This is a genomic window from Amycolatopsis azurea DSM 43854, assembly GCF_001995215.1.
GTDB lineage: Bacteria > Actinomycetota > Actinomycetes > Mycobacteriales > Pseudonocardiaceae > Amycolatopsis > Amycolatopsis azurea.
Window position 1 is genome coordinate 335,782 of the sequence record NZ_MUXN01000016.1, and the last position, 12,771, is coordinate 348,552.

At 69.3% G+C, this 12,771-nt stretch carries 11 protein-coding genes; 5 read left to right on the top strand and 6 right to left on the bottom strand.

All coding sequences use genetic code 11. The annotated features are described in order from the left end of the window. Positions 1 to 6: 6 nt before the first annotated feature. Together tal and tkt are read right to left on the bottom strand one after the other, a co-directional pair. Complete coding sequence (gene tal / locus B0293_RS22665; RefSeq protein WP_005152273.1) at positions 7 to 1,119, bottom strand: transaldolase; 1,113 nt, start codon at positions 1,117 to 1,119, stop codon at positions 7 to 9. A gap of 14 nt (positions 1,120 to 1,133) precedes the next feature. Continuing rightward, on the bottom strand, positions 1,134 to 3,236 hold the full coding sequence (tkt, locus tag B0293_RS22670; protein ID WP_005152271.1) for a transketolase: 2,103 nt from the start codon (positions 3,234 to 3,236) through the stop codon (positions 1,134 to 1,136). A gap of 299 nt (positions 3,237 to 3,535) precedes the next feature. On the opposite strand from tkt, the gene B0293_RS22675 reads away from it, so the two are divergent. The 3 genes from B0293_RS22675 (at position 3,536) to B0293_RS22685 (ending at position 7,788) form a co-directional block, all read left to right on the top strand. Then, positions 3,536 to 4,516, top strand: coding sequence for a heme o synthase (locus B0293_RS22675; protein WP_005152269.1), 981 nt, complete (start codon positions 3,536 to 3,538; stop codon positions 4,514 to 4,516). Between the two features lie 430 nt (positions 4,517 to 4,946). Next, positions 4,947 to 7,202, top strand: a complete 2,256-nt coding sequence (locus tag B0293_RS22680) for a HelD family protein (protein ID WP_005152256.1) — start codon at positions 4,947 to 4,949, stop codon at positions 7,200 to 7,202. A gap of 10 nt (positions 7,203 to 7,212) precedes the next feature. Next, positions 7,213 to 7,788, top strand: a complete 576-nt coding sequence (locus tag B0293_RS22685) for an FKBP-type peptidyl-prolyl cis-trans isomerase (RefSeq protein ID WP_005152255.1) — start codon at positions 7,213 to 7,215, stop codon at positions 7,786 to 7,788. 82 nt (positions 7,789 to 7,870) lie between these two features. Here the strand turns inward: B0293_RS22685 and B0293_RS22690 are convergent, their stop codons facing one another. Both B0293_RS22690 and B0293_RS22695 read right to left on the bottom strand, forming a co-directional pair. Beyond that, complete coding sequence (locus B0293_RS22690) at positions 7,871 to 8,407, bottom strand: GNAT family N-acetyltransferase (protein WP_005152250.1); 537 nt, start codon at positions 8,405 to 8,407, stop codon at positions 7,871 to 7,873. Further along, the gene (locus B0293_RS22695) at positions 8,404 to 9,375 is read right to left on the bottom strand and encodes a quinone oxidoreductase family protein (protein WP_005152248.1); all 972 of its coding nucleotides are present in this window, start codon (positions 9,373 to 9,375) and stop codon (positions 8,404 to 8,406) included. The genes B0293_RS22690 and B0293_RS22695 overlap by 4 nt, the downstream gene beginning before the upstream one ends. Before the next feature lie 95 nt (positions 9,376 to 9,470). Here B0293_RS22695 and B0293_RS22700 point away from each other — a divergent pair, with 95 nt between their 5' ends. Both B0293_RS22700 and B0293_RS22705 read left to right on the top strand, forming a co-directional pair. Beyond that, entirely contained in the window at positions 9,471 to 9,779 is a 309-nt protein-coding gene (locus B0293_RS22700) for a hypothetical protein (protein ID WP_005152245.1), read from the top strand. Continuing rightward, positions 9,776 to 10,642, top strand: a complete 867-nt coding sequence (locus B0293_RS22705) for an ATP-grasp domain-containing protein (protein WP_005152244.1) — start codon at positions 9,776 to 9,778, stop codon at positions 10,640 to 10,642. Before B0293_RS22700 ends, B0293_RS22705 begins: the two co-directional genes overlap by 4 nt. Before the next feature lie 71 nt (positions 10,643 to 10,713). On the opposite strand, the gene B0293_RS22710 is transcribed toward B0293_RS22705, so the two are convergent. Together B0293_RS22710 and B0293_RS22715 are read right to left on the bottom strand one after the other, a co-directional pair. Beyond that, complete coding sequence (locus tag B0293_RS22710; protein ID WP_005152242.1) at positions 10,714 to 11,661, bottom strand: acyl-CoA desaturase; 948 nt, start codon at positions 11,659 to 11,661, stop codon at positions 10,714 to 10,716. A gap of 107 nt (positions 11,662 to 11,768) precedes the next feature. Beyond that, positions 11,769 to 12,737: a COX15/CtaA family protein gene (locus B0293_RS22715; protein ID WP_039915838.1), complete on the bottom strand. Its 969-nt coding sequence runs from the start codon at positions 12,735 to 12,737 to the stop codon at positions 11,769 to 11,771. Positions 12,738 to 12,771 lie beyond the last annotated feature (34 nt).

A 12,771-nucleotide genomic window follows, 5' to 3' on the forward strand; every position in this document is an offset into this window, starting at 1 on the left:
TCCAGATCAGTCCTTTGCCTTTTCCAGCTGCCCGGTGACGGTCTCGAGAAGCTCCACCCAGGACTTCTCGAACTTCTCGACGCCTTCGTCCTCGAGGACCTTGAACACGTCGTCGATGTCGATGCCGACCACGCTCAGCTTGTCGAAGACGGCCTGCGCGTCGGGGCCCTTGCCGGTGACCGTGTCACCGGTGACGTCGGCGTGGTCCGCGGACGCGTCGAGGGTCTTCTCCGGCATCGTGTTGACCGTGTCCTTGACGACGAGCTGGTCAACGTAGCGGGTGTCGGAGTACTCGGGGTCCTTCACGCCGGTGGAGGCCCACAGCGGACGCTGCGCGTTCGCGCCCTCCTCGGCGAGAGCCTTCCAACGGTCCGAAGCGAAGAGCTCCTCGAACGCCGCGTACGCGAGGCGCGCGTTGGCGATCGCGGCCTCACCGCGCAGCGCGGTGGCGGCGTCGGTGCCGATGGCGCCGAGCCGCTTGTCGATCTCGGTGTCCACACGGGACACGAAGAACGACGCGACCGAGTGGATGCCCTTGAGGTCGTGGCCGTTGGCCTTGGCCTGCTCGAGTCCGGCGAAGTAGGCCTCGATGACCGCCTTGTACCGCTCGACCGAGAAGATCAGCGTGACGTTGACGCTGATGCCCTCGGCCAGGGTCCTGGTGATCGCCGGGAGACCCTCTTCGGTGGCCGGGATCTTGATCAGCACGTTCGGCCGGTCCACGGTCTTCCACAGGTCCTGTGCCTCGGCGACCGTCTTGTCGGTCTCCTTGGCCAGCCGCGGGTCCACCTCGATGGACACCCGGCCGTCGACCCCGTTCGTGGCGGTGTAGACGTCGCGGAACAGGTCCGCGGCGTTGCGCACGTCGGTGGTGGTCAGCTCGCGGATGGTGGCCTCGACGTCGGCGCCGCGGGCGGCGAGCTCCTTGGTCTGCTCGTCGTACGCCTCGCCCTTCGACATCGCGTTGGCGAAGATCGTCGGGTTGGTCGTCACGCCCACGACGTGCTTGTCGCGGATCAGGGCGGCGAGGTTGCCGGTGTTCAGGCGCTCACGCGACAGGTCGTCGAGCCAGATCGACACCCCGGCCTCGGACAGCTGCGCGAGCTTGTCGGTGCTCATGCTTGCTTTCCCCTTCAGTTCTTGGTGTTGGAGATCGAGCGACGGGCGGCGTCGACGACGGCTTCCGCGGTGAAACCGAACTCGCGGAACAGCGTGCCGGCGTCGGCCGAGGCACCGAAGTGCTCGATCGAAACGTTCTCCCCGGCGTCACCGGTGAAGCGGTGCCACGACTGGGCGATACCGGCTTCGACGGAGACGCGTGCCTTGACCGACGGCGGCAGGACGGAGTCCTTGTAGGACTGGTCCTGCGCGTCGAACCACTCGACACACGGCATCGAGACGACGCTCGCCGGGATGCCGTCGGCTTCGAGGGTCTTGCGGGCCTCGACGGCCAGCTGGACCTCGGAGCCGGTCGCGATCAGCACGACCTCGGGGCTGCCGTTGGACGCCTCGGCGAGGACGTAACCGCCCCGCTTGACGCCCCCGGCGCTGGTGCCCTCCAGGACCGGCACGTTCTGCCGGGTCAGCGCGAGGCCCGACGGGTGGTGGACGTCCTCCAGGACGGCCTTCCACGCGTACGCGGTCTCGTTGGCGTCCGCCGGGCGGACGACGTTGAGGCCGGGGATGGCGCGCAGCGAGGAGAGCTGCTCGATCGGCTGGTGGGTGGGGCCGTCCTCGCCCAGGCCGATCGAGTCGTGCGTCCAGACGTAGGTGACCGGCGCCTTCATCAGCGCGGCCAGCCGCACGGGCGGGCGCATGTAGTCGGAGAAGATCAGGAACGTCGCGCCGTAGGGGCGGGTGCCGCCGTGCAGCGCGATGCCGTTGAGGATCGAGCCCATCGCGTGCTCGCGGATGCCGAAGTGCAGCGTCCGGCCGTACGGGCTGGTCTTCCACATGTCGGTGGAAGCCTTCTCCGGGCCGAACGAGTCGGCCCCCTTCATGGTGGTGTTGTTGCTTTCCGCGAGGTCCGCGGAACCGCCCCACAGCTCGGGAAGCGGGTCGGCGAGCGCGTTGAGCACCTCACCGGAGGCCTTGCGGGTCGCGATGCCCTTGGCGTCCGGCTCCCACTTCGGGAGGTTGTCGGCGAAGCCCTCGGGCAGCGTGCGGGTCGACATCCGGTCCGCGATCTTCTTGCGCTCCGGGTTGGCGGCGCCCCACGCCTCGAACTTCTCCTGCCAGTCGGCGCGGGCGGTCTTGCCGCGGTCGACGGCCTGGCGGGTGTGCGCGATGACCTCGTCGTCGACCTGGAAGTCCCGGTCCTTGTCGAACCCGAGGTACTCCTTGACCGCGGCGACCTCTTCGGCGCCGAGCGCGGCGCCGTGGGCCTTGCCGGTGCCCATCTTCTTCGGCGCCGGGTACCCGATGACGGTCTTCAGCGCGATGAACGACGGGCGCTCGGTCTCGGCCTTCGCGGCCTTGATCGCCTCTTCGATCGCGACGACGTCCTCGCCACCCTCGACGACCTGGGTGTGCCACCCATAGGCCTCGTAGCGCTTCACGACGTCCTCGGACAGCGCGATCTTGGTGTCGTCCTCGATCGAGATCTCGTTGTCGTCCCAGAAGACGATGAGGTTGCCCAGCTCCTGGCGGCCGGCGATCGAGGAGGCCTCGGCGGTGACGCCCTCCTCGATGTCACCGTCGGAGGCGACGACGTAGACGTAGTGGTCGAAGATGCTCTCGCCCTGCGGAGCGTCCGGGTCCAGCAGGCCGCGCTCGCGGCGGGCCGCCATCGCCATGCCGACCGCGTTGGCCAGGCCCTGGCCCAGCGGGCCGGTGGTGGTCTCGACACCCTTGGTGTGGCGGTACTCCGGGTGGCCCGGGGTCTTCGAGTCCCACTTGCGGAGCTGCTTCAGGTCTTCCAGCTCCAGGCCGAAGCCGGCGAGGTACAGCTGGATGTAGAGAGTGAGGCTCGAGTGGCCGGCGGAGAGGACGAAGCGGTCACGGGCGGGCCACTCGGGGTCCGCCGGGTCATGACGCAGCGTCCGCTGGAAGAGCGTGTAGGCGAGCGGCGCCAGGCTCATCGCGGTGCCGGGGTGACCGCTGCCGCAGTTCTCGACCGCGTCCGCGGCGAGCACCCGCACGGTGTCGACGGCCCGCGTGTCGAGGTCGGTCCAGTCGGCGGGCGTGTTGCGCCGGAGGAGTGGGTTCTTCTCGCTGGTAGAGGCGGTTTCGGACACTGAACTCGAACTCCCCGTCATCAGGTTGTGGCTTCTCTTCCCTCGTGGGTGGCCCACGCGTACCGCTACTAATCTCAATCGATCCGGAAGGGACGATATTCCTGCTCCGGGCCGTTCGCAGAGGCACGCCGCGACCTACCGCGGCCAGCCTAATGGTTCGGCCGGTCGAGGACCCGCGATCACCCTCTGGAAACAGCACGTCTAACATCGGGGAAGGGTTCAGAACACGGGTATCCGGGGCCGCCACATCACCCGGAAGCCTGGTGGGCCCCGCCCCGAAAACTGACGCAGGGAGTGAAATGTCGTTGGTGAACGCTGCGCACGGACGCAGTGACAGCACCAGCGCCGTACATCCGACCGGTGAACGACCGCACGGTGGCCGGCGAACAATCCGCCAGGTCGTCGGCGCGTACGCCGCCCTCGCGAAGCCCAGGGTGATCGAGCTCCTCCTCGTCACCACGATTCCCGCGATGTTCCTGGCGGGACGGGAAATCCCGTCGCCGTGGCTGGTGCTCGCGACGCTCGTGGGCGGCACGATGGCCGCCGGCAGCGCCAACGCCTTGAACTGCGTCATCGACGCGGACATCGACAAGGTGATGAATCGCACCAAGCGGCGTCCGCTGGTGAAGGAGTCGGTGCCCCGGCGCGGCGCGCTGATCTTCGGTCTGACGCTCGGAGTCCTGTCGTTCGCCGTGCTCTATTTCACGGTGAACCTGCTCTCGGCGATCCTCGCGATCGCGACGATCCTGTTCTACATCTTCGTCTACACGCTGGTGCTGAAGCGGCGTACGTCACAGAACGTGGTGTGGGGCGGCGCGGCGGGCTGCATGCCGGTCGTCATCGGCTGGGCCGCCGTCACCGGAACCGTCGAATGGCCCGCGTTCGTGATGTTCGGCGTCATCTTCTTCTGGACCCCGCCGCACACCTGGGCGCTGGGCATGAAGTACCGCGACGACTACGAGCGCGCCGGTGTCCCGATGCTGCCGGTGGTCGCCACCCCGCAGCACGTGGCGCGGCAGATCGTCATCTACTCGTGGGTGATGGTCGCGTGGACGCTGCTGCTGGTCCCGGTGACGAGCTGGATCTACACGACGTTCGCGATCCTGGCGGGCGGCTGGTTCCTCTTCTACGCGCACAGCCTGAACGCGGCGGTGCGGCGCGGCGAGGAGACCAAGCCGATGTCGCTGTTCCACCGGTCGAACACGTACCTGATGATCGTGTTCGTCGCGCTGGCCGTGGACTCGGCCATCGGGCTCCCGACCATCGGCCTGCCCTTCTAGTCTCTTGTAGCGCGTGAAGGCCCCCTTCCCTCGGCTCAGCCGAGGGAAGGGGGCCTTCACGCGTGTCGGGAACACGCGGATCTGCGAGCGGTGGCGCACGCTCCAGCGCTCTAAACGAGGAGGATGCGCCCAATGTGGCATTGGAGACGCCCAACGTCCCCAACGCCACATTCGGGGACCGAGCTAGTCGCGACCACCCCGAGGGCGTGCGGCCCGCGTGTCCTGAAGTGGCCTTCGGGACGTTCGAACCGGGTCGTTCCCGCCTGCTGACGGGCGTTGCCCAGCCGGGTTACGGGTCGGCGTCGCCACCGTCCTCTCGCTGGCGGCCTTCCTCCTGGTCCTGGCGAGATCTCGGGAATGAGATGATGGCGGGCGCCGTTGTAACCCCTTCGGCCCCTGTCCCACCTCCGAAAGCAGGCTGCTTTTGTCCGTGTCCCCGGACCGGGAACTCGACGCGCTCGAGCGGGATGTCGCGCTCGAGCAGGAGTACGTCACCACCCTCTACCGCAAGCTCGACGCCGAACGCGTCGACGCCCAGCGCAGGCTCGACCAGACGCTGCGCCAGACCGGCGGCACCCCGCAGGCGCGCACCGAACGCGACGTCGCCACGACGCTGTACACCGACCGGCTGTCCCAGCTGAGCTCCGTCGAGCAGGGCCTGTGCTTCGGCCGCCTCGACTTCCTGCCCGACCACGCCGAAGAGACCTCCTACATCGGACGGCTCGGGCTGTTCGACGAGGACGACGACTACCGCCCGCTGCTCGTCGACTGGCGCGCGCCGGTCGCGCGGCCCTTCTACCTCGCCACCGCCGCGTCACCCGAAGGTGTGCGACGGCGTCGCCACATCCGGTCGCTGAGCCGGAAGGTCGTCGGCGTCGACGACGAGATCCTCGACCTCTCCGCCGCCGACCAGGGCCAGGACCTCGGTCTCGCGGGGGAGGCCGCGCTGCTGGCCGCGCTCGAACGCCGTCGCACGGGTGAGATGAGCGACATCGTCGCCACCATCCAGGCCGAGCAGGACCGCATCATCCGCGCGTCGCCGAACGGGGTCCTGGTGGTCCAGGGCGGACCGGGCACCGGCAAGACCGCGGTCGCGCTGCACCGCGCGGCGTACCTGCTCTACACCCACCGCCAGCAGCTCACCACGCGCGGCGTGCTGGTGGTCGGGCCGAACAGCACGTTCCTCCGCTACATCGGGCAGGTCCTGCCGTCGCTGGGCGAGACCGGGGTGCTGCTCGCCACGATGGGGCAGCTGTACCCGGGCCTGGACGCCACCGGGCCGGTCACCCGCGAGGCCGCCGAGATCAAGGGCCGTCCGGTGATGGCCGACGTGCTCGCCAACGCGGTCCGCGACCGCCAGCGCGTCCCGGAACCGGTGCTGGAGATCGAGTTCGAGCGCGAGATCCTCATGCTCGACCGCAAGACCTGCACAGAGGCGCGGACGCGGGCCCGCCGGTCGCGCCGTCCGCACAACCTCGCCCGCCGCATCTTCGTGTCCGACCTCCTCGACGCGCTGACCCGCCAGGCCGCCCGGAAACTGGGGGAGGACCTGCTCGACGCACGCGATGTCCAGGACATCCGCGCCGAGGTCGCCGCCGACAAGAACGTGGCCGCCGCGATCAACGGGTTGTGGCCCCAGCTCACTCCCGAGATCGTGCTCGACGAGCTGTTCGCCGACCGCGAACGGTTGCGCAGCGCTGCCGGGAAAGCCTTGTCAGACACCGATCGTGAGCGTCTCTACAGCCCGACGGACGCGAAGTGGAGCCCGTCGGACGTCCCGCTGCTCGACGAACTCGCCGAACTGCTCGGCGAGGACGACACCGATGTCCGGGCCGAGCGCGCCCGCCGCGAGCGGGAAGACCGCGCGTACGCGGAAGGCGTGCTCGACATCCTCGAACAGGACGAGGAGATCGTCGACGAGGAACTGCTGCGGGTCGGCGACGTCCTCGACGCCGAGCTGTTCGCCGAGCGCCAGCATCGCCGCAGCGAGATGACCGCGGCGCAGCGGGCCGCCCAGGACCGGACCTGGACCTTCGGGCACGTGATCGTCGACGAGGCGCAGGAGCTGACCGCGATGGACTGGCGGCTGCTGATGCGCCGGTCGCCGAACCGGTCGATGACGCTGGTCGGCGACGTCGCCCAGACCGGCGCCTCCGGCGGCGCGCGGTCCTGGGGCGAGGTGCTGTCGCCGTACGTCGCCGATCGCTGGCGGCTCGAAGAGCTGACCGTGAACTACCGGACCCCGGCGGAGATCATGGCCGTCGCGTCCCGGGTGCTCGCCGACGTCAATCCGGAACTGGAAGCGCCGGTTTCGGTGCGGGAGACCGGTTTCGAGCCGTGGCTGCGGTCCGTGGCGCCTGCCGATCTCACCGCGGAACTGCCCGGGATCGTCGACGCCGAACTGTCCGCCGTGGACGGTGGAACGGTCGTCGTGCTGTGCCCGGTCCCGATGATCGAGAAGGTGTCCGAGGCACTCGGCGAGGCGGGGGACCGGGTCTCGGTGATGCCGGTCGAGCGGGCGAAGGGCCTGGAGTTCGACTCGGTGGTGCTGGTCGCCCCCGACGAGGTCGTGGCCGGGTCCCCGCGCGGGCTCAACGACCTTTATGTGGCCCTGACCAGGGCGACCCGTCGGATGGGCGTAGTGCAGACCGGTGACCTTGTTCCGGCTCTGGAGGGTCTTGGCTAAGGTCGGCCGCATGCGCACATTCGGCAAGATCGTGGTCATCGGCGCGGGCGTGCTCGCCCTGGCGGCCTGTGGCGAGAAACAGAACACCGCAGGTTCGGTCCAGTCCTCCGGCGCGGCCCCCGCGTCGGCCTCGACGTCGGCCCAGGCCTCGAAGGCCCCGACGGGCAAGGAGTGCACGGCGGAGGACGTGAAGACCACCGGGAAGTTCGGCGAGGCGCCGACCATCACCATCCCGGACGACTGCGACCCGCCGAAGAAGCTCATCACCAAGGACCTCGAACCCGGCACCGGTGAGGGTGCCAAGGCCGGTCAGCAGCTGAAGATGAACTACTCGCTGGTCACCTGGTCCAACAAGCAGAAGCTGGACAGCTCCTTCGACCGGGGCGAGCCGTTCGACCTGAATCTCGGCGCGGGTGACGTCATCAAGGGCTGGGACCAGGGCCTCGAAGGGATCAAGCAGGGCGCGCGGCGGCTGCTGATCATCCCGCCGGACCTCGGCTATGGCCAGGGTGGCCGCGGCATCGCGCCGAACGAGACCCTGGTGTTCGTGACCGACGCGGTGAGCGTCCCGACCGCCAAGGGCTGACCCGCAGGGCTGAAAGGGCCCTTCACCGAGTCTTACGCGGTGAAGGGCCCTTTCGCTGCGTCCGATGCGGGGAAAGTCCCCTTCAGCCGCTGTACTCCCAGGTGAGCAGGGTGATCTCCAGTCCCTTCTCGACCTTCGCCTCCGGCGGCGCGTCGGTCAGGGCGTAGCCGACCCGGCGCGCGACGGCCTCGCTCGCCGCGTTCTCGGAGTCGATCTGCAGCTTCAGCGGGCTCAGCCCGAGCTCCAGCGCATACGCGGTGAGAACCCGCAGCGACCGGGCCGCCAGGTCCTGTCCGCGATGTGCGGGACCGACGGCGTAACCGAGTTCGGCGGGCCCCGAGAGACCCTCCTTCAGCAACAGCACCACCTCGCCGAGCGGCTCGCCGCCGTCGGTCGTGATGGCCAGCCGCAGCCCTTTGCCTTCCGCGCGGCTTCCGACGTACTTCTCGTAGTGAGCCTTCGCCGCCACCTCGTCGAACGGCGACGGCAGCGGCGTGAACCGCGCGACGGCGGGATTGTCGAACAGTCCCGGCAGGTACGCGACGTCGTCTTCGATCCACTCCCGCAGGACGAGCCCCTCGCCGGTGAGCCGGACGTCGTCGGGCCAAGGCGCCGTCACGGGATCAGCAGGAGCTTGCCGGTGGTGCGCCGCCCCTGGAGGTCTTCGTGCGCCTGGCGCGCGTCGGCCAGCGGGTAGCGGCCGCCGATGCGGATGTTCAGCGAGCCGTCTCCGACGGCGGCGAACAGTTCGTTCACCCGCCACTCCAGTTCCTCGCGGGTGAGCACGTAGTGCGCGGAGGTCGGCCTGGTGAGGTACACCGAGCCGCTGCGGTTGAGCTGCTGCGGGTCGATCGGCGGCACCGGACCGCTGGCCGCGCCGTAGAGGGCGAGCAGGCCGCGGATCTTCAGGCTCGCCAGGCTGCCGTCCACAGTGGACTTGCCGACGCCGTCGTAGACCACCGAGACACCCTTGCCGCCGGTGAGGTCACGGGTCGCCTTGGCGAAGTCGACCTGGTCGTAGCGGATGACGTCGTCCGCGCCCGCCTGCTTGGCGAGTTCGGCCTTCTCGTCGGTGGAGACGGTGCCGATCACCCGCGCGCCGCGGGCCTTGGCCAGCTGGACCAGCAGCAGGCCCATGCCGCCGGCTGCGGCGTGGATCAGCACGTCGTCGCCCGCCTTGACCTCGTAGGTCGAGGCGATCAACGCGTGCGCGGTGACCCCCTGGAGCATCGTCGCGGCGGCGGTCTCCTCGGTCACGCCGTCCGGGATCTTCACTGCGATCGACGACGGGAGCAGACGGCGCTGGGCGTAGCTGCCCAGCGAACCCTGCCAGGCGACCCTGTCCCCGACCGTGAACCCGGTCACGTCCGCGCCGACGGCGGCCACCGTGCCCGCGCCTTCCATCCCGAGGATGAACGGCGTGTCGACCGGGTAGATGCCTTCGCGGTGATAGGTGTCGATGTAGTTGACGCCCGCCGCGGCGACGTCCACGAGCAGTTCCCCGGCGCCGGGCTCGCCCACCTCGACTTGCGCCAGCTCAAGGACTTCGGGGCCGCCGGTTCGCCGGATCTGCACTGCCGTGGGCATACATCCTCCTCGTTCAAGGTCGTTCCGACCGGGACAACTATGGCCGACGCCACGGTTATTCCGCGTCCCGGGCCGTTCGCGGTTAAGCTCGGCCCGTGGCTGAGACCGAAGAGAAGACCGAGACCGCCGCCCCCACGTCGCGCCAGGTCGCGGCCGCCCGCGACTTCGTGAAGCGGCACGGGAAGCCGTCGCGCGCGGTGGTGGAGAACATCGGCCGGATCGGCGCCAGGGTCGTGCTCGTGGGCGCCGACGGCGCGCTCGGCGACGTCGTCGTCGCCTCCACGGAGGCGGGTGACGCGCTGGTCGAGGCCGTCGAGGACCTCGAACCCGCCGAATGGGACAGCGAGACCGTCAAGGCCACCAAGATCGGCGCCGAGCACCGCCGCCGGATGGCGGGGAAGTGAGCGGCTCCGCGATCCTCGTCTCCTGTTCCGCGCTGCCGGAAGGCGACGGCGACGAGCACGCCGTCCCCGAGGCGCTGGCCGACCTCGGGTTCGAGACCCGCTGGGCCGCTTGGGACGACAAGACCGTCGACTTCGGCGCCGCGGACATCGTCGTGCTGCGTGCCACCTGGGACTACGCCGAGCGCCGCGACGAGTTCCTGTCGTGGGCCGAATCCGTGCCGACGCTGGCCAACGCGGTCGAAGTCGTGCGTTGGAACACCGACAAGTCCTATCTGGCCGAACTCGGTGACGCCGGGGTCGCGGTCGTGCCGACGACGCTGATCGCGCCGGGTGACGACGCTCCGCGCTGGCCCAAGGGCGAGTTCGTGCTGAAGCCTGCGATCGGCGCGGGCTCCCGGGGTGTCGGGAAGTTCTCGGCCGGCGACGACGCCTCGTCGCATCTGAAGACCCTCCACGACGACGGCCACACCGTGATGATGCAGCCGTATCAGTCCAGTGTGGACAGTGAAGGCGAGCTCGCGCTGGTGTACTTCGGCGGCGTGTACTCGCACGCGTTCTCGAAGGCCGCGATGCTGGGCCGGGAGCTCGACGAGTCCGGTTTGTACGTGACGGAGAAGCTCGCGCCCGTACAGCCGTCCGCCTCCTTCCGTGCCGTGGCCGAAGACGCTTTGGACGCGACGGCGGCGTTGCTCGGCATCCTGCGCGCGGAACTGCTCTATGCCCGCGTCGACCTCGTCACCGGTCCGGACGGCAAGCCGCTGCTGCTGGAACTGGAGCTCGTCGAGCCTTCGCTCGGCTTCCGGCAGACCGACGCCGCCGCCGCTTGGCGCTTCGCCTCCGCTGTGCGCCAGCAACTCGCCTGACGCGTTTCGTCCTCTGGATGCGGTAGATGCGCGTGCAACCACCGCATCCAGAGGACTAAATGCGGCAGAGGTCAGGCGGGTTTGACGCGCTTCGCGGCCAAGCGCTCCGGCTTCGGCCACCGCACGTCCCGCGCCCACCCGAACTTCTCGAACAGCCAGATCACTCGCGCCGACACGTCGACCTGTCCACGCAGGACACCGTGCCGCGCGCAAGTCGGGTCGGCGTGGTGGGAGTTGTGCCACGACTCGCCCATGGACAGGATCGCCAGCGGCCAGAAGTTCGCCGCCTTGTCCCGGCTGGCGAACGGGCGTTCGCCGATCAGGTGGCAGATCGAGTTCACCGACCAGCTGACGTGGTGCAGGAACGCGATCCGGACCAGCCCGGCCCAGAAGAACCCGGTCACCACGCCCCACCACGACCAGCTGAGCAGTCCGCCGAGCACCGCGGGCAGCGCGAGGCTGAGCGTGATCCACAGCCAGAAGTAGCGGTTCACCACGCGAAGATCCTTGTCCGCCACCAGATCCGGCGCGAACCGTTCGTAGTTGGTCACCTCGCGGCTGAACATCCAGCCCATGTGCGCGTGCCAGAACCCGCGCAGCAGCGCCCCGGGCGACGTCCCGAACAGCCAGGGGGAGTGCGGGTCGCCTTCGCGGTCGGCGAAGGCGTGGTGACGGCGGTGGCTGGCCACCCAGAAGATGACCGAGCCCTGCACCGCGAAGCTCCCGGCGATGGCGAGCGCGATCCGCAGCGGCCGCCCGGCCTTGAAGGCGCCGTGGGTGAAGTAGCGGTGATATCCGACGGTCACCCCGAGCGTCCCGAGCGTGTAGAACACCGCCGCCAGCACGAGATCGACCCAGGTCATGCCCCAGCCCCACACGATCGGCACGGCGGCGAGCAGCGCGACGAACGGGACCAGCAGGAAGGTCTTGAGTATCAGCATCTCGCCGGAACCCCGGCGGTGCGAGATCAGCGGTTTCGACTGGGTTTCCCCAGGTGCGGGATCGGTGCTGGCGGTCATGCGACACCTCGTGTGCCTAGGACTCGGCGGTCACTCCCGGACGGGGTACCGAGGCGCAGCGTAAGGGCACCGTCTGGCGAGTACGCCGCCTGGGGGTTACGTCCGGTTCAGTTCGAGGTGGCGAGTTCGCGTTCGGGCGCCGTCGCGGAGGGAACGGGACCGCGATCGCGGGAACCGCACCAGAGCGCGGCCGTCGAGATGATGACCAGCGCGGAGCCGAGGACATGGAACGAGACCAGCGCCTCCGGCACGCCCAGGGCGTACTGCACCGAGCCCAGGACGCCCTGGGCGAGCGCGATGACCCACACGATGGTGTATCGCTGCCACAACTGCTTGGGCGTCTCGCCCCGCATCAGCTGGAGCCCGAAGACGGCCAGCACGATCAAATAGACCACCAGCAGTCCGCCGTGGACCTGGGTGAGCGTCTCGATCGGGGCCTGGAACCGGTGGGTGCCGGGGTCGCCGCCGTGCGGTCCCGCACCGGTCACGGTGGTCCCCGCCACCAGGACGGCCCACATCGTCGCGGCGAGCACGATCAGCGTCTTACGGCCCGCGTCCGGGATCAGCCAGCGGGCGGGCTCGTCGCCCTCGTTGAACGCGCGCAGCAGCAGGACCGCGAGCCAGACCAGGGGAGTGGAGGCCAGGAAGTGGAGCGCGACGGTCCACCATTCGAGTTTCGCGAGCACGGTGATGCCGCCGACGACGGCCTGCAGCATCACGCCGGCGGGCATCGTCCAGGCCAGCTTCACCAGACGGCGGCGGCTCGGGTGCTCGATCTGCACGCGCCACGCGGTGATCACGCACAGCGCGGCGACGGCGATGACGACGCCGGTCAGCATCCGGTTGCTGAACTCGATCCACTGGGTGAGCGCGTCGAACTCGGGGTGTGCCACCGGGACGATGCTGCCCTCGACGCACTGCGGCCAGGTCGGGCAGCCGAGGCCCGAACCCGTGACGCGGACGACCGAGCCGGTGACGCCGATTCCGGCCTGGGCGATCACCGCCGCTATCGCGACCGCTCGCTGAACCGCGAACGAGGGATACGGCAGACGCGCTACAAGGCTCTGGAACGGCACCGTCCGATGCTAGAACGCCCTTCCTGAGAGCGTT

What these genes read in the sequence shown, in the direction of transcription:
- tal (WP_005152273.1), bottom strand. Translation starts at nt 1,119, where the DNA reads ATGAGCACCGACAAGCTCGCGCAGCTGTCCGAGGCCGGGGTGTCGATC.
- B0293_RS22675 (WP_005152269.1), top strand. Translation starts at nt 3,536, where the DNA reads ATGTCGTTGGTGAACGCTGCGCACGGACGCAGTGACAGCACCAGCGCC.
- B0293_RS22685 (WP_005152255.1), top strand. Translation starts at nt 7,213, where the DNA reads ATGCGCACATTCGGCAAGATCGTGGTCATCGGCGCGGGCGTGCTCGCC.
- B0293_RS22695 (WP_005152248.1), bottom strand. Translation starts at nt 9,375, where the DNA reads ATGCCCACGGCAGTGCAGATCCGGCGAACCGGCGGCCCCGAAGTCCTT.
- B0293_RS22710 (WP_005152242.1), bottom strand. Translation starts at nt 11,661, where the DNA reads ATGACCGCCAGCACCGATCCCGCACCTGGGGAAACCCAGTCGAAACCG.